The sequence below is a fragment of the Enterococcus sp. C65 genome, from assembly GCF_040887165.1.
GTDB lineage: Bacteria > Bacillota > Bacilli > Lactobacillales > Enterococcaceae > Enterococcus_B > Enterococcus_B hirae.
In genome coordinates this window covers 123,239-145,194 of the sequence record NZ_JBFOFG010000002.1, presented here as the reverse complement: position 1 = coordinate 145,194, position 21,956 = coordinate 123,239, and the positions used below count along the sequence as shown (strand labels likewise).

At 37.3% G+C, this 21,956-nt stretch carries 17 protein-coding genes; 1 reads left to right on the top strand and 16 read right to left on the bottom strand.

Features of this window, described 5'->3' with window-relative positions:
* Positions 1-67: 67 nt before the first annotated feature.
* On the top strand, positions 68-514 hold the full coding sequence (locus AB3I12_RS02775) for a YueI family protein (RefSeq protein WP_010720405.1): 447 nt from the start codon (positions 68-70) through the stop codon (positions 512-514).
* A gap of 219 nt (positions 515-733) precedes the next feature.
* Here AB3I12_RS02775 and AB3I12_RS02770 read toward each other — a convergent pair whose 3' ends face one another.
* From AB3I12_RS02770 to plsX, 16 genes are all read right to left on the bottom strand, one after another.
* Positions 734-3,151, bottom strand: coding sequence for a BspA family leucine-rich repeat surface protein (locus tag AB3I12_RS02770; protein WP_063626409.1), 2,418 nt, complete (start codon positions 3,149-3,151; stop codon positions 734-736).
* A 20-nt stretch (positions 3,152-3,171) separates the two neighbouring features.
* Positions 3,172-3,378 carry a hypothetical protein gene (locus tag AB3I12_RS02765; protein ID WP_034698647.1) on the bottom strand — a complete coding sequence of 69 codons (207 nt, stop codon included), beginning with the start codon at positions 3,376-3,378 and terminating at the stop codon, positions 3,172-3,174.
* A gap of 151 nt (positions 3,379-3,529) precedes the next feature.
* Positions 3,530-4,543, bottom strand: a complete 1,014-nt coding sequence (locus AB3I12_RS02760; RefSeq protein ID WP_063627681.1) for a DUF3324 domain-containing protein — start codon at positions 4,541-4,543, stop codon at positions 3,530-3,532.
* 109 nt (positions 4,544-4,652) lie between these two features.
* Positions 4,653-5,366 (bottom strand): hypothetical protein, encoded by a 714-nt coding sequence (locus AB3I12_RS02755; protein ID WP_063626408.1) that lies wholly within the window; start codon positions 5,364-5,366, stop codon positions 4,653-4,655.
* 312 nt (positions 5,367-5,678) lie between these two features.
* Entirely contained in the window at positions 5,679-7,958 is a 2,280-nt protein-coding gene (gshAB, locus tag AB3I12_RS02750) for a bifunctional glutamate--cysteine ligase GshA/glutathione synthetase GshB (protein ID WP_063626407.1), read from the bottom strand.
* Between the two features lie 261 nt (positions 7,959-8,219).
* Positions 8,220-9,221 carry a signal recognition particle-docking protein FtsY gene (ftsY, locus tag AB3I12_RS02745; RefSeq protein ID WP_010720411.1) on the bottom strand — a complete coding sequence of 334 codons (1,002 nt, stop codon included), beginning with the start codon at positions 9,219-9,221 and terminating at the stop codon, positions 8,220-8,222.
* Between the two features lie 10 nt (positions 9,222-9,231).
* Positions 9,232-10,041 (bottom strand): Cof-type HAD-IIB family hydrolase, encoded by an 810-nt coding sequence (locus tag AB3I12_RS02740; protein WP_063626406.1) that lies wholly within the window; start codon positions 10,039-10,041, stop codon positions 9,232-9,234.
* 8 nt (positions 10,042-10,049) lie between these two features.
* On the bottom strand, positions 10,050-13,628 hold the full coding sequence (gene smc, locus AB3I12_RS02735; RefSeq protein ID WP_053766548.1) for a chromosome segregation protein SMC: 3,579 nt from the start codon (positions 13,626-13,628) through the stop codon (positions 10,050-10,052).
* A 21-nt stretch (positions 13,629-13,649) separates the two neighbouring features.
* Positions 13,650-14,336 (bottom strand): ribonuclease III, encoded by a 687-nt coding sequence (gene rnc / locus AB3I12_RS02730; protein ID WP_010720414.1) that lies wholly within the window; start codon positions 14,334-14,336, stop codon positions 13,650-13,652.
* Between the two features lie 291 nt (positions 14,337-14,627).
* On the bottom strand, positions 14,628-16,406 hold the full coding sequence (locus AB3I12_RS02725) for an oligopeptide ABC transporter substrate-binding protein (RefSeq protein WP_063626405.1): 1,779 nt from the start codon (positions 16,404-16,406) through the stop codon (positions 14,628-14,630).
* A gap of 27 nt (positions 16,407-16,433) precedes the next feature.
* Positions 16,434-17,348 (bottom strand): ABC transporter permease, encoded by a 915-nt coding sequence (locus AB3I12_RS02720; RefSeq protein WP_010720416.1) that lies wholly within the window; start codon positions 17,346-17,348, stop codon positions 16,434-16,436.
* Between the two features lie 27 nt (positions 17,349-17,375).
* Positions 17,376-18,338 carry an oligopeptide ABC transporter permease gene (gene opp4B, locus AB3I12_RS02715; RefSeq protein ID WP_010720417.1) on the bottom strand — a complete coding sequence of 321 codons (963 nt, stop codon included), beginning with the start codon at positions 18,336-18,338 and terminating at the stop codon, positions 17,376-17,378.
* The gene (locus AB3I12_RS02710; protein ID WP_010720418.1) at positions 18,338-19,282 is read right to left on the bottom strand and encodes an ABC transporter ATP-binding protein; all 945 of its coding nucleotides are present in this window, start codon (positions 19,280-19,282) and stop codon (positions 18,338-18,340) included. The genes opp4B and AB3I12_RS02710 overlap by 1 nt, the downstream gene beginning before the upstream one ends.
* Positions 19,283-20,287 (bottom strand): ABC transporter ATP-binding protein, encoded by a 1,005-nt coding sequence (locus AB3I12_RS02705; RefSeq protein ID WP_010736807.1) that lies wholly within the window; start codon positions 20,285-20,287, stop codon positions 19,283-19,285.
* A gap of 270 nt (positions 20,288-20,557) precedes the next feature.
* Positions 20,558-20,800, bottom strand: a complete 243-nt coding sequence (gene acpP / locus AB3I12_RS02700) for an acyl carrier protein (protein ID WP_010720420.1) — start codon at positions 20,798-20,800, stop codon at positions 20,558-20,560.
* Positions 20,801-20,921: 121 nt separating this feature from the next.
* Positions 20,922-21,923, bottom strand: a complete 1,002-nt coding sequence (gene plsX, locus AB3I12_RS02695) for a phosphate acyltransferase PlsX (RefSeq protein WP_063626404.1) — start codon at positions 21,921-21,923, stop codon at positions 20,922-20,924.
* Positions 21,924-21,956 lie beyond the last annotated feature (33 nt).

Sequence of the window (21,956 nt, the reverse complement as noted above, 5' to 3'; positions counted from 1 at the left end):
CTTTCAAACTTCAATTGTTTGTATGTTATACTTTTATTAGCTATACAATGAAAAGGAGGATATTTTGATGTCAAAAGATGATGTACAAAGCCACTTAGATAAGGGGATGTATGGTACACCATTAGTTAATCCGGAGGAACAACATAAATATATGGGGACATTCCGTGAACGTTGCTATTTAAGTATGACTGTAGCTGAGATGAAAGATCCTATAAACAAAGAAAACTTTCTCAAAGAAATCGAAAAACAACCCGATGTTACGGTTCTTCTGAATGGCTCGCTACCTTTAACGATCCAGAATCAATATATCCAACTTGCTACCAAACAAAATGTACGCTTTACGATCGTTAATGATTATGTATCTGATGATCCCAATAGCTTTGGTTTATTAGTCGCTGCTAAAGAAGCGGTCAACGAGCCAGTCATTGATGTAGAAAAGAAATATCCCAAACAAGAGTCTCTTTCTCCAAAAGAACAGCCGAAGAAAAAAAGCTTTTGGGAACGACTATTTTAAGCTTATGCTGACTGTCATATTCCCCATAAAAGGCATGATACTCAAAACAATCTCTAAAAAAGAGAAGATACTAAAATTGACAAGCAATTTAAGTATCTTCTCTTTTTTTGGCGTTGAACACTATTTTCAATCTACAACATACCTCATTCAGTAAAAAATCTTTCACCTATGTTATCCCATAGCTAATTTCTTTTGATCTTCATAACTATTCAATCAATTTTAAGGGGCATTAACTAAATTCCATTCAACGTGCCCCGTATAATTTCCGGGTTGTGCTACCTTTGCATCAGTGATTTTGAGCGAGACATTTCCTAAATCATAATTATAGACAGAGGTATGAATTGCTTGAGTAGCTTTCATTATAACGGTTGGGCTATCCGTTTTTATTTCTGGTGAAATAGTACCTTGGACTTCACTACCACAATCAACCAAGTCCGTACTAGGATTAAATGGCGCATTTCCATCATTGATATTTTTCTTCACGATACCTTGGTTAGTTAGGACGATCGAGCTTGTTGGAATCTCCTGAGCGCTATCCCAAACAAGTTGCGCTTGTAGTGACCAACTATTATTAGTTTGACTCTCATCACATACACCGACATCAAAAGAAGTTTGTTTAATAAATGGAATATATTGCTCTCCTGATTCTTTTAATGGTGTTTCAAGAAAGCTAAATTTCTTAGGGATATAAGAAAGTCCAAATGAACTTGTTGTTCCCGGTCTCATATTGTCTGAAGGAGATGGCATTTCTGGTAATGGTGACCAGATGGCTTGATAAGTCGTATTGAGTAAGTCTGTCACCTGATTTCCACTGCCCCCTTCTTTTATGTTCCAGCCGATAAAAATGCTATTTGGTTTCTCAGCGACTAGAGTAGCTTTGAATTGATCAAGTGTTGCCATTTGTAGTTTAGGATCGGTAGGAGAAACCGCAACAGATTGGAAATAGTGTTTTGTTATACTATTATCTTCAAACGTTCCCCCGTTGGCATCAAAAGTAGGACCAGCGATTATCCGATTATTTGAAAGATAATTATAATTCAATAGTTTATTATCTTTGGCAATAACTAATAGTGGAGTCTTGTTGTCTGTAGTAAAGATATTAGTAGTATCAGTGACATTCGTCAGATCAAATTGTCTTAAATCTAATAAGTTTAACTCATTCATGCCAAGAAACATGCTGTTCATAATCTTTACTTTTTCGGTTTGAAAAGAGCTCAAATCTAATTTTTTTACACTAGATAAATAAGAAAACATATGATCCATATTTACTACTTGACGAACATCCCAATTTGCTAGTTCTAATTCTTGTAATTTTCGATCTGCATTGAACATATAATTCATATCTATAATATGGGAAGTATCCCAACCACTCAGATTTGCTTTAGTTAAAAGGGGATCATTAGCAAACATCGCTCCTGTGTTTGTCACTGTACTAACATCCAATCCCGTCAAATCTACTTCCTTTAAATTCGACCAAAATTGAAAAGCATGTCTTAAATCTGTCGTTTGAATTGGTACTTTATTCCCCGAAGCAATTTTAAAACTGGTAATCGATTTATAATTAGGGAAAACTGCAGTGTTGATATTGTTCAAAATAGTCGGCTTTCCATTGATTACTGTAGGCACAACGATTTCTTGGCTCTTTCCAATGTATTTCGTTAAAAGATAACGATCCTTTTGTGGCGTCAACTGATATTGCCATTCCGATACAGTACCGGTTGCTGCTGTAACAGAGGAAGTTATTTGATCTACAGGCGATGTCGCTACATAACTTCCCTCAATAGAATGTTCATTCATTAGGTCTTTTAAAATGACACTGTTTGCTAGTTGTTCTTGCAATTGATTCTGCAATGAAACTGGCCAATGACTTAAATCTAAATTTTTTAATGCGTGACAATTAGTGACGAATCCTTTGACACTTTTAATCATGGTTGTCTTCCAATTGTTGATTCCCTCAATTTTTGTTAACTGTGGACAATCATTAAACATATCACTCAAATCTTCTGGCATTTCATTTTCTAAGATTGTCACTTGTGTTAAATTCGGACAATTCATAAACATACCTGATAGATTAGTCGCATCAAGTTTGTTGATCTTTACAGATTGTAATTGCGCACAGTTTTTAAACATTTCACTTGTATTAGTCACTTGACTAAAATCAGTCTGCCCAAAATCAACATTTCTAAGTGTTTGATTTCTAAAAAATACTTGTGACAAGTTGACACTATTTCCCTGATCACTAGCAATACAAGGGGCGAAAGGAAGATCAGCAGATACCGTCAAAGAATGCACTTCATTTTTGTTGATATCTCTCAAAAATTGTGGAGATAAGATTAGTTTTTTTATATTTGGTTGAATAGCATCTAAAAATGAAGAATTAATCACGATGGCTGGGACTTGGGTATTGTCTGACAATCCTGACAGCGTTAGTTCTGAATCATTCAATAGATAGTTGATGTGTTGATAGACTCCCTGATGAATTCCTCCCGTTGGCGATTCTACTACTTGCTTCAAGTCGTTGTTTTCAACGGCAGTCGCTGTTTGCTCTGTTTGGCTATCTGCAAAGCCTGATTGTCCATAATAAACCATATTTCCTAACAAAATCATCATGATCGAAACATATTTTATTTTTCTCAAATCAGTCAGCTCCTCTTCACTTATAATTGTTTCGCCACAACGAAAAAGTAACCAATACCTAATAAGATGAAACAAATTGAAGTAATAAGAATTAGTGTATTAAGATAAAGAATCGTTTTATTTTCTTCTCCTATAATCACTCTTTTATAATTCATTAAAAATAGGTAAATGGCTAAGCCCATGAAGAGAATACCCGTTGAAATAATAAAAATCGGTATCGTATACATAATTGTTCACTCCTTCCAATCAAATAAATATAAGACTTATACTTATTTGATTCCTCCTTTGAAAGTATGTTATTTCTGTTCATAAAGTAAATCATTCATACTCCTATTTTTTCTAAAAATGGATATAAACGAAAAATAGAATGAGTACTCATTAATTTTTCTTATATCTTATAATGAGATAACTGATGCCAGCTACATTGACTAAAAAGAGAATGATCCAACTAATTTGGAGCCATTGAGGAACAACAACGTGATAAAGCGACTGTTCATTGATATCATTAGCCGTTGTTGGATTGATCGTAAATTCTTTGCTAAATAACCATTCCTTGCCACCTGCCTTAACTGAACCAGTAAAAACATATGTCCCTGCTTTTAGTTCATCCTTTTTCCAATCAAATTGAAAAGGATAGACTGAATAAGGTGCAATATTTACATTTGTTTTTTGTTGCTCTTTGATGACTTTATCTGTATTTTTTTCAAGAATTTTACCTGCAACAGTTGCTTGATCAAATATATAAGGGTTAGGATTTAAAATATCTGCTTGAATGATTTTTCTTCCATTTGATAAAATCGGAGCGACTTTTTCTAAAGTAACAGAAATAGGTTGATTCATTTTGGTTTTTGCATTGTTGGTTAAAACTACTCCTAATGTGTAGTTATACGTATTTTCGATTGATACTTCTTTTTTCTGGTCTTTTGGTGTTTTTTCAGCTTTCTCAGAAACCACGATTCCTCCGACGACCACACCGGGAAATTTTTCTTTGGGTAATGTAACCGTAAGAGAGGTCTTTACTTCACTCTTTGCTGGTACTTTGACTTCTGACTGTGTCGCTTTGACGATCGAAGTCAATGGTAATTTCAAATCTTTGTTGTCTTTTATCGTACCTGTATAATCTAACAAACCATTCACATTGGTATTTGCGTTTGTAACTTTAATCGTTAATAGTTTCTCCTGATTTGAACTATTGATCAATTTAACACCCAATTGATCTTGTGTACCTGGTTGCTCACATAGATAAAAATAGCCTAAATTAGTATCAATTTGATGTATATTGGGAATACGTTCGATCGTATAGCCTCCCATTATTTCTTCTGCTTGAACATCCAACGTACCAATAAACATAAACATAAGAAATAAGATGATTGATTGCACTTTTTTTAACAATACCGTTCTTCCTTCCTTTTTTTGATTATCAGCAGCTCTTTGATCAAAAGCTTGGTCTGCCAATAATCAAAAAAAGGAAAAGAGTAAGTCCTTTCCCTTCTTAAGGTAATTATGGAGCAACCGATAGATTCCATTCGACATGTCCTGTATGTGTCCCTGCTGGCGTAGTTTTTGTATTTGCTATTTTAAGAGACACTTGTCCTAATCCATAATCATAGGTGTCATTATGCACAAATCCCTGTGTTCCTGACATCAATAAAACTTGAGCATCTGATGTAATCTCAACATTTGGCACAGCAGTAACTGAACCAGCTGGAGCGTCCACTAACTGACCATTTCCAGTATTGACCTTCGCATTAGTTCCAGTATGGGCAGTTTGAATCGACATTCCTTTTTCTCCATTATCCCAAACAACTTGTGCTTTTAAAGACCATCCCATAGTTTCCCGAGTTTTGTCTTTGACCCCGACATCAAATGTGCCAGAATTTTGTGGCATGGTCACAGGGATCGTCTGAGAGCCAGTTTCCAATAATTTTGTTGACGGGATTGTAAAAGTACCTGGTTCATAAGCAATCCCAAAAGCAACCGTAGGATTATTTGATTTATTCCCTGGATCAGATGAGCTGGCAGGATCTTTCGTATAACTTGGTGGCGTTGGATTACTCCCACCATTCGTTGGTAATTCAAGTGGCGCACTGATCGGTGTTTCAGCTGTTGCTGGACTCGGAGTCGTAGTTGTGCTTGCTGCGTATACCCTTGGATTATTAATTAATAAAAAAGAAGCCAACAAGCCAGTGCTGATTAAAAAAGTACTTTTTTTCATTTATTTCACTCACTTTCTTTTTTCACACATTGGGTATTTTTATACTGTCCTGATTGAACAAAAAAAGCGTATCATTAAACTAGATTCAGTTTTTTTGTTTTTTTTTGATTTCACACTTATTCTTAAAAAAATTAAAAAACAAATCACTAAGAAAAACAGATGACACTAACTTTTTACATATGACTTTTAAAAATAAATCGTGTACTTAGCAACCCGATGCATAAAAAAAAACCCATAAAATCCGAAAATAACACCCTTATTTTCTGGATTCTATAGGTTATTTTTTAGCTAGTGAGTTTTGCCATAATGTGATTAATTTTGAGTCAGGATATTAAGTTCAGGATACAATAAATTCAATACATCTAAAGTCAATCTTCTCCCTTTACCTGCAAATGGGTACACGTGCATATGCATCGCTGGATTAAAGTTAGCTTCGATAATCCCATAAGCAGTAGCGCTGTTTTCCGGTGCTACCTCTTTGTCCGGAATAATCAAATCGATTCCACTAATTTTTGCGCCTAAAGCTTCAACTGCAGAAACAGCTATCTGCTTATAACTTTCAGAAAATTCGTCTGTGACATCAATCGAATCGCCACCTGTACTAATATTAGAATTTTCTCGTAGATAAACAACCTGATCTTTCTGGGGAACAGAAGAAACGGTAAGCCCTTGTTCTTTTAACATCAGTTGCTCTAATTCTCCTAATTGAATTAGCTCTAAAGGTGCTCGATGATTTGTGCCTCTTAAAGGATCAAGATTCTTTTCAGCGACCAATTCAGCAACTGTACGTTGTCCATCTCCAACGACATTAGCAGGTTTACGAAGCATGATTGCTTTGACTCTACCATCAATCACAAAGAAGCGATATTCCGTGCCTGGCATAAATTCTTCTACTAAAATCGAACGATCTTCGCTAAAGGCAATCGCAAGTCCTGCTTGATAGTCCTCTAAATCAGCACCATATTTAAAAATCGTGATGCCTAGTCCATAGTTCGTTGATTTAGGTTTAATGACAAATGCTTTGTTTGCGAATCTTGGATAGGCTTTGACTGCTTCCTCCATTGTCGTAAACTCGGCTCCGTTTGGCACACGATAGCCGGCTTCTCTCAAGACTTTTTTAGTGACCGTTTTATTTTCCATGATCAAGGGAACGATATAGCTATCTTTACTTGTCATATTTGCATTTTTCACGTACTCAATATGATCGTGATGCTGTAACCGCAAAAATTGATCAGATTCGTCAATCACTTTCACTTCAATACCTTTTTGGATCGCATCAAATAACAAGATTTGCGTAGACAACTCCATCTCTCTAAATCCTGCGAGTTGATACGGACGTTCATGCGCTTTTTGATAGTAAGAAAGACCCAAAGAGGTAGCAAACTGATGTTGACTACTTTCTTTTGCTGCTTGATAGATTGTTCCTGCTAGTGTTTCACTTGGACGTTCCAGTTCTTCTAACATTTTTTCAATCAGTGGTAGTGCCTCTAGTTGCTCAAGTTCGAGCGCCATTTTCTTCATATCAGTTAAAAGATAACGGCCTTCCTCGATAAACTCGGTTTGATTTAGAGGATGTTCAAGAGAGACGATTTCATTTTTTCTAGTTCCTTCTTCTACCCATTGATCAGCTGCTTCTTTTTCTTCCGTCCATAACATATAAGTTAAAAATAACTGTAAGAAACGAACTTGTTCTTGATCAATTCCTAAACGTGCATTGGGATTTAAATCGATATTTCTTAATTCGATATAACGCACACCCGTTTTAGCTAAATCTGCTACCCGTTTACCACCACGAAAACGAAGTGGCGTATAAAATTCTTTTTCTTCTGATAGTTTTCCTTCTTCAACCATCTTTTCAATGTCGAACAAATATTGCTCCATTGAAGCATACGAAACTTTGACATTTGGATGATTCGTATAACCATACGAACTATTCCGAATACTTCGAACTGGCTCATTAGGAGCTGGTTTATCAATGAAATAGTTTGCTTCACTTAATGGTGATGCCCCATAAAAATAGGTAATCAACCACCGATAGCGCAGAAAATTGCGCGCAGTTTTCAAATATAGCTCTGTTTTAAAAGCAGCAAACTCCGAAAACTCTGTTTGTTGCACAAACAACGATCGAAGCAAATCATCTCCAAATTCAAAATTAAAATGGATACCACTAACCATTTGCTTTCTTTTCCCATATTCTTTAGCTAAATAGCGGCGATATAACACATCTTCAAAATTTGCTAATTTTGCAATCATGATGTCTTCATCTTTTGTTGGCAATGCTGGTGGCATACTTAAAGGCCAGATCATTTCATTTTCAGGAATTGAGCGAGCAGCAACATCATAAATGGCTGACATATATTGGAAAAGCTCATGGATCGAATCGGTGACTGGTGTAATTAATTCAATTTGTGTTTCACTAAAGTCTGTCTGTATATATGGATGAAACGTACGATCGCCAAAAACACTTGGATGATCAGTACGTGTTAGATCTCCTGTAAGGTTCACTCGCTGTCCTTCTCGTTCCACACCAAAACGTGCTTGATCGATAAATGGACGTGAACTAGGATGTTTTAGTAATTGTTTAAAATTCATGTTGATTATCCTCCAGTTCGTATGCCTCTAATTATAGTAAAAAATAGCCAGAAAAAGAATGAAATTGTTTCAAAATATAAAAAAAGCCTGTCCAATTTTATGTACGCTTACTTCGTCGGTTGGGTTGGTTCACTCCCATACCTTACTAATACCATCATTATATGTAGAATTACCGTTACCTTTCTATAAGAAAAAGCATCTAGCTAAAAAGATTCAATTTTTTAGCTAAATGCTCTTCTTGCTGATAAAAAGAATAATTGCTTACTCTTCTTTCAACAATCCTTTAAATAAACCAATAACAAAATCATTAGGTTCAAATGGTTCAAGATCATCGATTCCTTCGCCAAGCCCTACCAATTTCACTGGTAAGTGAAGTTCATTACGGATGGCTAACACGATCCCACCTTTGGCTGTACCATCTAGTTTGGTTAAAACGAGCCCAGTGACATCAGTTGTTTCTTTAAATTGTTTTGCTTGTACCATTGCATTTTGACCAGTAGTCGCATCTAGTACAAGTAATGTTTCGTGAGGTGCATCTGGTAATTCTCGTTGAATGACACGTTTGATTTTTTCCAACTCATTCATCAAGTTGACTTTGTTTTGTAAACGTCCAGCTGTATCTACTAACAACACATCTGCCTGTTCACTTTTAGCACGTTCCATCGCATCATACACAACTGCTGCTGGGTCGCCACCAGCATTTCCCCGAACCACTTCGACACCAGCACGTTCGCCCCAAACCACTAATTGGTCAATCGCACCTGCTCGGAAAGTATCGGCTGCTGCCAGCAGCACTTTTTTTCCTTCATTTTTGTATTGGTGGGCTAGTTTTCCGATACTGGTTGTCTTTCCAACACCGTTTACCCCGACAAACAAAATAACTGTTAATCCTTCTTCTTGTAGATTTAATTCATTAACTTCGTTGATTCCTTCTTGTTCATATAAATCCACTAATTTTTCAATGATTGCATTTTGGATCTCAGCTGGTTTCTTTGCGTTTCTCAGTTTTACTTCTTGACGCAACGCTTCAGAAATCTGAATAGCCGTATCAAACCCAACATCCGCACCAATCAGTGTTTCTTCTAATTCTTCAAAAAAGTCTTCGTCTACTGTCCGAAAATTAGCAAACAATTCATTCATTCGTTCGCCAAATGTTTTTCTGGTTTTTTCTAACCCTTTATCATATTTCTCTTGTACTTCGACTTCTTCTGGTTCTTGTTGTTCACCAGTAAAAGCACGCTTGATTTTATCAAAAAAGCCCATACGATCCCCCCTAATCTAAAACAAATTTTTCGATAACTTTGGCTACACCATGTTCTAAGTTACTTGACGTAACATAATTCGCTGCTTCTTTAACAAATGGGACGGCATTTGCCATGGCAACACCCATTCCAGCGTATTCAATCATCGGCAAATCGTTTTCTTCATCCCCAATTGCCATGATCTCAGCTGGTTCTAAACCTAAATCTTTTGCTAGTAAAGAAATACCATAAGCTTTTGTCACACCTTTTGGCATAAATTCTAAAAGCATACTGCGGGTCTTGATGATTTCATAACGTTCATGAAATTCGGCTGGTATTTCTTTGATCTTAGGATCTAATTCCGCTTGCGGATAGGCAATAACTGCTTTATTCAACACAAACTCGTCTGTCAGATCTGCTAAATTTGCCGGTTGAAACTGCAATAATTTATTTAATGTGTTGTATAAAGATTTCTTCCCTGGTGCAGTCGGTAATTGTAAAACCACATGATCTGATAATACATCTAAGGGCAATGCCAATTTTTGCGCAAGATCATATAAACGATGGATATCAGCAACTTCCATCACTTTTTTCTCAATGATTTCTCCTGTATCATTTTTTTGAACAAGACCACCATTGAAGGTGATGCTATAATCCCCTTCGTCCACTAATCCTAACTCTTGCAAATAATGAGCCATTGCTGCTAAGGGACGACCAGTACATAAAACGATCTTAACACCTTTTTCTTTTGCTTTCGCTAAAGCTTGCTTATTCTCATCTGAAATTTGTTTTTCTTCATTCAATAATGTACCGTCTAAGTCGATCGCAATTAATTTAATCATTTATTTCCTTACACCTTCGTTTCCATTTTTCCTTCTTCATTGATATCTTCCATACGGACAGACACAATTTTTGAAACACCTGATTCTTGCATGGTTACTCCATATAAAACATCGGCAGCTACCATGGTACCTTTTCGGTGTGTGACCACGATGAATTGAGTGTCATCTTGGAAATCACTTAAATAACGTCCGAATCTTTTCACATTTGCTTCATCTAACGCAGCTTCTACTTCGTCTAAAATACAAAATGGAACAGGACAAACTCGGATGATTGAAAACAGCAAGGCGATAGCAGTTAATGCTCTTTCTCCGCCAGAAAGCAAGCTCAGACTTTGTAATTTCTTGCCCGGTGGTTGCACTTCGATTTCGATCCCTGTTTTTAATAGATCCGATGGGTCAGTCAATACCAATTCTGCGCGACCGCCACCAAACATATTAGGAAAGACTACTTTAAACTCTTGCCTGATTGCTTCAAAGACTTCTTTAAAGCGAGCCCGTACTTCAGCATCCATTTCTTCCATTGTTTCAAACAATTGGTTCTTTGCAGATAACAAATCATCACGTTGTGTGGCTAAAAACGTATGTCGTTCATTCACTTGCTCAAATTGCTCAATCGAACGGATATTCACTGGTCCAAGGTCTGCGATCTGCTCTTTTAAGACTGCTACTTTCGTGCGACTACTTACAATATCGGAAGTTGGCTGGTAATCAGTGACAGCTTTTTCAAAGCTGATTTGGTATTCCGTTTGCAAATAGCTCAGCTGATGATCCAACAACATTTCTGCACGGTCTTTTTGCACTTCCAGTTTCGATTGTTCTGTTAGCTGTTGCTTTTGTTGTTGGTTTTTTTCAGCAAGTACTGTTTCAAGCTGATCGATTTCTTTTTGCGTACGTTCTCGTTGTTCCTTCACTGCCACTAGTTCTGCTTGCAGTTCTTCACGCTGTTGCGCAAGTTCCGTGATTTGGCTCGCTAAACTTTCTTCAGTGATTTCATGATCAGAAAAATCTGCAGTCAATGTTGCTAATTGTTGCTCTAAACTTGTCTGACGTTCAAGTGCTTCATTTTTTTGAACACGTGCTCCACGTAATTGGATCTGTAAATGATTGAATTGCTCTTTCAAGACAGCTAAATCTGCTTGTTCCTGTGCTTTTCGTGCTTGGACTTGTGATCGTTTTTCTTCCATTTGATCACTTTCTTGGTTCAGTGATTTGATCTCTTCATCGATTTGTTGTCGTTGTTGTTCGATTTCCTTTTGTCTTGCCGTTAACTCTGCTTGTTGTTTTTGATATGTTTCGATGAATTGTTGCAATTCTCTCGTTTCAAAGTTTGAGAGTTGCTTTTCTTTTTCAAAGCGTGCTAAGTCATTCGTGATATTTTGCAGTTGATTCGTTATTTCCTGCTCTTCAAACCGCAATTGTTCATTTTGCGTACGCAACTTTTCTTGTTTTTGGCTCAAGTCAGCGACTTTGGTTTGTAGTTCTTGAACAATTTTTTCTTGATTTTGCAACTGCTGATCTGCTTGTTCATATTCTGCTGTCAGCTGTTTCAATTCTTGATTTTGAGAGAAGAGACTGCCTTGATTCCCCCGTTTATTTGCTCCACCCGTCATGGAACCACCAGCATTCATCACGTCTCCTTCCAGAGACACTACTCGGTATTGGTATCGTATGGTCTGAGCAATAGCATTGGCACTAGTTAGATCCTTCGCTAATAAGATCGTTCCCAATAAATTGTGGACCACGGTTTGAATTTCTGCAGGGAATGTCACCTGTTCACTTGCGATACCTAAAAACCCATCTACCGCTGCTGCTTGCGAAAGAACGTGCGCAGGTAACTGTCTAGGTTTAATCGTTGTTAACGGTAAAAAGGTCGCTCTACCCCCTCTTTGCTTTTTCAAATAAGTGATTGCTTGACGTGCATCGTGTTCGTTTTCAACAATGACGTGTTGCGCTGCTCCACCTAGAGCTGTTTCGATTGCAAGGGTAAAAGAGCTAGGTACATCAATTAACTCAGCGACTGCACCTACGATACCAGATAATTGTTGTTTATGTTGTAAAACTAACCGAACGCCCTGGTAGAAACCAAAATAGTTTTCTTGGATTTCTTGTAAACTTTTTTGGCGTGCCTTTAATTGTTGGACTTGGTTCATCAATTGGTACATTTTAGGTTGTTCATTGGTTAATTTAGTTTGTACTGTTTTCCCTTTTGTTTGAACTTCTTCCAACTCATGTTGGTTCTTAACTAAAGCTTGTTGAAGATTTGCTTGTTTTTCAGATAGTTCCTGTTTTTGAGAGGATAACGCCAAGACAGAGGCTTCTACTTCTGATTGCTTCGCTAATGTTTGTTTACTTTTGGACGTTTCTTGTAAATATTGACGTTCAAGATATTTCAATTCATTTCCGACATTCGCTTGTTCTTGCATCAAATCAACATATTGATCTCGTAATTCAGATAATAATTCCTTCGTTGATTTTTGATATTTTTCCAATTCTTGTTGTGTCTTCATCAACTGTTGTTGTGCTTCTTGGATTTCTGTTTCTTTTTCAGTTGTTTCTTTTGTCAATTTTTCCTGAAGTTCCTCAAAATGCGCTACTTTCTTTTGCGCCTCGGCCAAAGAAGCCTGATATTCTTGCGTACTCTTTTGTGTATGCTTTGTCCGCTCTATTAAGACATCTTTTTGCCCTTCTGCTTGTTTTAATCTTTCAGACAATGCCAACAGACTTTGTTGACCTTTTTCAATTTGACGGTCTTTTTTGGCGTTTTGCTTTCTTTTTTCTGATAGCACGGCTTCTTGCGATTGGATATGTGTCGCTAATTTTGTCAGCTCTTGATTGAATTGTGTCAGCTGAGTTTGTTTTTCTTCCCACTCTTTTTTCGCTACGTTGATCTCTGTAATCATCAACGCTATATCCGTTTGGGTTAATTCTTCTTTTAACTGCAAAAATTTCTTAGCGATTTCACTTTGCTCAGCTAGAGGTGTTAATTGCTCTTGCAACTCGTAAATAATGTCTTGCACTCGACTAAGATTATCTTCTGTTTCAAATAACTTTTGTTCCGCTTTTTTCTTGCGTTGTTTATATTTTAATACACCTGCTGCTTCTTCAAATATTCCCCGACGGTCTTCTGGCTTACTACTAAAAATTGCTTCTACTTTCCCTTGTGAAATGATCGAAAACGATTCTTTTCCTAAACCTGAATCTAAGAACAGTTCTTGGATGTCTTTCAATCGACAAGGTTGTTTATTGATAAAAAAATCACTTTCGCCTGTTCGTCGATAGCGACGAGTCACGCTGATTTCTTGATAATCCAATGGTAAATAATGATCGGTATTATCCAAAAGTACTGTAACTTCTGCCACATTCAAAGGCTTACGAGAGTCTGAACCAGCGAAAATAATATCGGGCATTTTCCCACCTCGAAGGCTCTTAGCAGATTGCTCGCCTAAAACCCAGCGGATTGCTTCAGTGATATTACTTTTGCCACTCCCATTTGGTCCAACGACGGCTGTCACACTATTTTCAAAATCAATCACTGTTTTATCTGCAAAGGATTTAAATCCAGCTATTTCAATTCGTTTTAAATACACGAAGCGTTCCCTCACTTACTTTTACAGTGCTGCCAGTGCATTTTCTGCAGCAGCTTGTTCTGCTAGTTTTTTCGATTTTCCTTGCCCAGTCCCAATCAACTTGTCATCTACATAGACTTCGATCCAAAAAATCCGTTCATGTGCCGGACCTTCCTCTTTTATTAATCGGTATTCAATAAATACATCACCTGATTTTTGCAACACTTCTTGCAACTTCGTTTTATGATCCATCTCATGTGAAAAAGCACCTGCTTTGACTTTTGGAAAGACAACTGTTTGAAGAAAGGCATGGGCTGCTTCAAACCCTTGATCAAGGTACAAAGCACCTAGAAAGGCTTCAAATAAGTCACAAAGAAGAGCTGGTCTGGTTCTTCCCCCAGAATTTTCTTCTCCTTTACCTAACATGATATATTTATCAAATCCACATTCTTTGGCAAACTTGGATAAACTATCTTCACGAACGATCGCCGCACGTGTCTTTGTTAGTTTACCTTCTGGGATATCTGGATATAAACGATATAAATATTCTGAAACCATTAATTCTAATACGGCATCTCCTAAAAATTCTAATCGTTCGTTATCTGATAGTTGAAGGTTGCGATGCTCATTCACATAGGATGAATGGGTAAAAGCTTGTTCAAGTAGATTGAGATCGTGAAAAACGATAGTATACTTTTCTTTTAATTCATTTGTCAGCTGATTGTCCATTTTTCACATTCCTTTATGGATATTTTTTCAATACTTCCTTATTATACTGGTTTTTGTCTAAATTTGAAATGGTTCCGACAAAAGGTAAGTAAAGGTTTAATAAACCTCAAGGATCCAATGATTTTTTCGATTAAAGAATTTATTAGCTGATCATTTGATTGATTTGATAAATAGTATTCAAAAGTTGCCAGCTATACGAAAAGACCTCCCAAACCGTTTCCGTGTTTGGGAGGTCTTTCTCATTGCCAGATTCATTCATTACTTTCGCTAAACGGCATGTATGTCCTTATTTTAAGAACGTGATTCTGCTGTTACCGTTACTTTCGCCCATGGATTTGGTGCATCATATGACCAATCCCAATCTTTAGTACGATCGCTCACTGGTAGTACTTCATTACGGAACAATGTTGGAATTGCGAAAGCTTCTTCAAATGCATATGCTTGCCATTTTTTATATGCTTCTTTTTGGTAATCTGCATCAAATGCTTCACTTGAATTGATATCATTGATCAATTTCGTATTTTCTTCTGATTCAAAACGAGTGTAGTTGAATGCTGCATTTGGTCCCCATAGTCCGTTTGGATTTGGATCAGTTCCTGTACTCCAAGCTGCTTGATATACATCAATTTCAGGATCGTCATTTTCTAATTTATCGTAGAATGAGTTAAATTCGATTAAACGTCCAGTCGTGTATTTCACATCTAAGCCGATTTTTTTCCATTGTTGCACATAGTAATCAGATAATGGTTGCGCTGTTTCGCCACCTGACATTGAAGCAAAGTTGATCGTTAATTTATTTCCGTCTTTATCTTCACGTAACCCATCACCATCTACATCTTTATAGCCAGCATCATCCAATAATTTGTTTGCTTTATCGATATCTTGCGTAAATCCTTTTAGATCGTCATCGTGGAATGATTCAAATACAGGAGGAATCAATGAAGTAGCATTGCTTCTTAACCCTGCATAGAAACGTTCCCCTACTGCATCGTTATCTAATGCATAACCCATTGCTTGTCGCAATGATTTATCTGCCATTTTAGAATTTGGATCGTATTCGACACTGCTCTTTTCAGCATTCCATTTACCTAATTTGAAGCCTAAGTAAGTGTATGATGTTTGTTCACGTCCTAAGTTTGTGTAACCTGAGACATCTTTATATGTGTCATACGTATCTGTAGGCATTTGGAAAATCATGTCATAAAGTTTTGAGTTCAAAGCTTCTGTTGCACTAGCAATCGGCAATGATTTCATCGTGATTTTTTTCAATTGTGGTTTGCCATTCCAGTAATATTCATTTGGTAGATACTCTACTGATTCTCCTGCAACGATATTACTCATGTAATATGGACCAAAAGTCACTGGATTTTTACGTACTTGATCACTTGATTCCATGTCTTTGATTGCTACACCTTCAAGTGTGTGTTTTGGAGCTGCATATGCCCAAATCCCACCACCTGATTGAAGCATACTTGGTTCCACTTTTTTATATTCGATTTCAACTGTCTTATTGTCCACTTTTTTGATACCTGAGATTGTCGGAGCGCTACCGCTATGGTATTCTTCCATCCCAACGATGTTTCGGAAGTTATCATCATAACGGATACCTGTATAATCCTTGTTACCGATAATTTCATAAGGGAAAATCACGTCATCAGCGGTTACATCTTTACCATCTGACCATTTTACATTGTCTTTTACTTTGATCGTTGCTTTTTTCGTCTCTTGGTCTAAATCTAAACTCGCTGCACCATCATTTGTGATCTTGAAGTCCGCATCATTTGTAAATAGTGCTTCATGAGAAGGTGCCATAAATGCTGCATCGTAAGAATCTTGATAAAATTCCCATTGGAACAATCCTTTGAATTGACTATCGGTTGCTACTGCAGCCTCCAATTCGCCATCTTTTATTGCATCTTTATCATTTTTCGTTGAGATTGGAAATGTTAATTCCTTCTTCTCACCGTTATTTGCTGAACTCCCAGAAGAGTTAGAACCTCCGCCGCTTCCACAAGCAGCTAATACCATTACTGAAAAAAGTGTAACAACGCCTAAAATTGATTTCTTCATTCCTTATTTCCCCCTTTGCTTTCTTCTTTATCCTAATCGTTGGCGTGCATCGGCAGAACGCTTAAACGCTTGTCCAACATAGTTTATACTCAACATCAATACTAAAATTAGAATTGACGCAGGTAACCAGATCCATTGTCGATTCACTAAAACCTCACCGTTGCTGGCATAACCGATTAGTGTTCCTAAACTAGGAACATTTGCTGGTAAGCCAAACCCTAAGAAAGTCAAAGTGGTCTCGATCCCAATATTTGCTGCAAAGTTCATCGTTAAGTTGGTAATGATCAATGAACTTAAGTTAGGCATGATTTCACGGAACATGATTTTAAAATCACTTGTTCCCATTGTTTTTGAAGCACTCACATAATCACGCCTTGCTTCTGATAAAGTTTTACTTCTGAATAATCGAGCTTTAGCAACCCAATAAAATGCACTCATAATGAAGATGAACGACCAAACATTATATCTAGAGATAATCGATACAAATACGATAATAATCAACATAATCGGTAAAATCATAATGAAGTCAACGATACGCATCAAAATATTATCGATGATCCCCCCATAAAACCCAGAAATGATCCCTAGTCCAACCCCGATAATCGAAGTGATGACTGTGATTGCAAAACCAATGGTGACGGAGTTTCTTGCACCGATAATCAGTTGTCCTAAAACATCCCGACCACCTTCATCTGCTCCTAAAATAAATTTTGTCCCCTCGGTAGAGATAGCACCTGGAGCTGCATATTTATCAAAGATGCTGACATACATTACTTTATCTTGGTCTGTAAATAACGCACCGATAAAGATAACTAACAATAAAATAACTAGTAAGCCTAATGAAAAAATGGCTATTTTATCTTTTTTAAATTCACGGGCAATCATTCGTAATCCCATTGGTGGGATACTTTCTTGCACAACGTCTTTCTTTTTATCACTCATTTGTCTTTTCTCCTTTCTGATTGAATTTTATTGGATACGGATACGTGGATCAACAATGCTCATGATGATATCTGAAAGCAAGGTTCCGATCAACGTCGCAATTCCTAAAATCAATACTAAGGAGGTAATAACTGTATAGTCACGTTGTCCGATCGAATCAATAAACAATTTACCAACTCCTGGGTAGCCAAAAATCTTTTCAATAACTACTGAACCAGCAATCAAGGAAGTAATTTCATAACCCATTTGTGAAGCCATCGGCAATGCCGCGTTTCGGAAAATATGACGACTAAATACTTTATTGGTTGGTACCCCTTTTGAACGGGCAGTTCGCACAAAGTCTAAAGATTTTGAATCAATGACTTCGCTACGTAAATACTGGATCGTTACAGCTGTAGCTAAAAAGGCTTGAGTGATCGATGGTAAAATGATGTATTTCATGCGATCAATCAACTGAGTGAAAAAGCCCCCTTGGATTCCTAACGTCTGGGAGCCGCTGGTTGGGAACCAACCTAGACGATAACCAAATACAAATAACATAATCAATCCAAAGATAAATAACGGAACAGCAAAACTAAAGAAATTGTAGATTACAACAGCTTTATCCAAAAATGAGTTTTGGTATCTGCCCGCCAACATACCTAGTGGTACAGCAATCAAATAAGTAATGATAACTGTTAAGATCGACAAGTAAAGAGTATTGACGATACGCTCACCAATCAAATCAGAAACTGAACGTTTGTATAAGAAACTTTGACCGAAGTCTCCTTGTAACGCATTCCCGATCCATCGGAAATACTGGACATACCAAGGATCATTCAAACCAGCTGCCTGTCTCATTTGCTCGATGACTGCTGGATCTTGGTTGGGGTTGATCAACCCGGTAAAAGGATCTCCAGGCATCGCTTTTGCCAACATAAAGATCAAAATACTAAGAATAATAACTTGTGGGATCATTAATAATACACGTCGTAATATCGTTTTCCACATTAGCTGGCACCTCCATCTTTCAACGCTACTTTATGCGTCGGTGTGATCGTACGGAGATCGTACACTCGACCAGTTGCATCGTAGTACTCCTTTTGATTTTGGATGTACTCACGTTCCACTCTTCGTCGATTCTCTTTGTGTAACTCCCGATTTTCGACATCAATCCGAGGGATAGCAGACAGTAAACGTTTCGTATAGATATGACGTGGATCATTATAAATATCTTCTCGTGTACCAATTTCAACGAATCGACCTTTATACATAATTGCGATATTATCACACATATGTTTCACGACTCCCAAGTCATGAGAAATAAATAAATAACTTAAACCAAATTCTTGTTGGATTCGTTTCATGAAATTTAATACTTGCGCCTGAACGGATAAATCCAATGCAGAAACTGGTTCATCTGCTACGATGAGTTTTGGGTTTGTCGCAACTGCACGTGCAACCCCTAAACGTTGACGCTGTCCACCTGAAAACTCATGTGGATATTTATACAGCGCATCTTCCGGCATCCCTACGATATCCAGTAGATTTTTCACTTTTTTCTTTTCCTCTTGATCACTCAAACGTTCAAAGTTACGGATCGGTTCTGCAATAATATCCAATACTCGCTTTTTAGGATTCAAGCTGGACATTGAGTCTTGGAAGATCATTTGAACATCTTTGTTATAGCCAATTTTTTGTCGGTTACTTTTTTTAGTGACATCTTTACCTTCATAAATGATTTGTCCTGAAGTCACTTTTTCTAATCCAACGACTGCTTTCCCTGTCGTTGATTTACCAGAACCAGATTCTCCGACTAAGCCATACGTTTTTCCTTTTTCAATAATGAAGTCGACACCATCTACTGCATATACATGATCCGTTACTCGATTAAAGAATCCACTACGAATAGGATAGTGTACTTTCAAATCGCTGATTGTAATTAATTCTGTCATCTACACCTCTCCTTTTTCGTCTCTAAAGTGGAAATGTTTGTAGCAAGAGCAACGAACCAAATGATTCGGAGCAATTTCATGAAGGACAGGGTTTTCTTCGTGATCACTGGCTGGGATCCAAGGAATCCGAGGAGCAAAACGACAACCAGTTCGTGGCATATTTTTCAAAGAAGGAACAACGCCTTCAATCACATGGAGCTCAGCTTCATGGTTCCCCTCTTGAGGAATAGAGTTCAACAATGAACGGGTATAAGGGTGTTTAGGATTTTCAAAAAGTTCTTTGACCCCAGCTACTTCAACAAATTGACCACCATACATTACCGCTACCCGATCAGCCATTTCTGCCACAACACCTAAGTCATGCGTGATCAGAATGATTCCTGTTTTGGTTTCTTCTTGTAAGTCTTTTAATAAATCAAGGATTTGCGCTTGAATCGTTACATCTAGCGCTGTCGTTGGCTCATCTGCAATAACAATCGGTGGCTTACACGCAATCGCAATGGCGATGATTACCCGCTGTCTCATCCCCCCAGATAATTCATGGGGATATTGTCGTCCGACTCTTGCAGGATTAGGAATCCCAACTTGCTCCAGCAATTCCAAGGCACGTGCTTGCCGTTGTTCAGCGTTCATTTTGGTATGATAAGATAACCCTTCCTTAATTTGATCTTCAATACGCATCAAAGGGTTTAACGCAGATAACGGATCTTGGAAAATCATCCCAATATCATTCCCGCGGATTTTGTTATACAAAGTTTCATTCAATTCAATCAAGTTTAAATCATTATATAAAATTTCGCCTGTGATCTTTGTGTTGTTTGGATCAAGTAACCCCATAATAGTAGTCGCTAATGTACTTTTCCCGCAACCAGATTCTCCAACGATTGCTAAGATCTCGTTTTTATCTAATGTAAAAGAAACGTCATCTACTGCATCGTAATACTCATCTTTAAGACGGAAGCCTGTATGTAGGTTCTGAACATCTAATAGTTGATTATCTGACAATCGAATACCCCTCTCTGCTCCCTGGTTGGAAGTTTTCTTAATAAAAAATGATATCCCACAGAATAAAACGTTTTATAATAAGCGTTATTCTAAGGATAGTGCAATATATTATTAATAATTATATATAAAACCCCTCTACAATGCAAGAAAATTTCAGTCAGTTGCCAGAATTGTCAGAAAAATCTATTTAAAATAAAGATAAATCACTTGAAAAATTAAAAAAAAGTGAGTAAAGATCCGATTGATCTTTACTCACTTTCATGCTAATGATTAGTTAAGATGATTGCTGATGTAGTCAACTGCCCCACCAACTGTTTCAATTTGTTCTGCATCTTCGTCAGAAATTTCTGTTCCAAACTCATCTTCAAGTTCCAAAACAAATTCCATGATGCTGATTGAGTCAGCTTTTAGGTCATCTTTGATATTTAATTCATCAGTTACTTTATCTGTATCAATTTCAAAATGATTTGAAATAATTTTCGCTACTTTATTAAATACTTCTTCACGTGACAATGTTTTCACCTCCAACAATTATCAAAATTGCCGATTTCCTTCACCAAGGCTAATTTTACTGACATTTTCTAAGATTGTCCACCTTTTTTTCTATAGGGTCGTCGACGAGCAACCAGAAACATTATTCTGCAGGTTTTTCGAATTGTTCAACTAACTGCCCTACCACATTGGTTTCCAACATAGTGTGGATTTGTCTGATGGTATGTCTCACTGCATCTGGTCCAGTCGCACCGTGAGTTTTGATGACTGGTGCCTTTAATCCAAAAAGAACTGCTCCGCCATGTTTTGAATAATCCATTTCTGATTTTAATGAACGTAACCCATCTTTCAATAATAGTGCGCCCATTTTTCCTTTAAACCCTTCATTTAAAATGGCAGCTTTCAGAAGGTCCATCAGATTCATTGCTGTCCCCTCAATGGATTTCAATACTGCATTGCCTGTAAATCCATCGGTTACAACAACATCTACTACCCCGTTCAATAGTTCCCTCGCTTCAACGTTTCCAATAAAATTCAAACTGGTTTCATTTTGAAGTAATTCGAAAGCTTTTTTAGTTAATTCGCTTCCTTTTGTTGCTTCCGTCCCATTATTCAATAAAGCAACTCGAGGTCTACCGATTCCTCGGACTTTTCTTGCATAAAATGAGCCTAAGATTCCATATTGTAATAAATGTTCCGGTTTATTTTCAGCATTTGCACCTAGATCAAGCATATCAAACCCTGCATTGGGTTGACCGACTACCGGTAAAGTAGACATCAGACCAGGGCGTTCGATGTTTTTGATACGACCAACAATAAAGAGTCCAGCTGCTAATAATGCGCCAGTGTTCCCCGCTGAAAAAATCGCGTCTGCTTCACCATTTTTGACAGCTTGTGCTGCCAAAACCATCGAAGCATTCTTCTTACGGCGAATGGCTTTAACTGGTTCATCATCACTATCGATTTTTTCATCTGTATGAATGATCGTCACATTGTGTTCTGTTGTTAGATATTTTCTTATTTCATTTTCCTTACCATAAAGGATAAATTCCACATCTGGGAAATCTTTTTGAGCTAAAGCCACACCTTCCACAATGGCTTGTGGTGCGTGATCTCCACCCATTGCATCTACGGCAATTTTCATTATTTCCACTCCTTTTTTATCATCACTATAAAG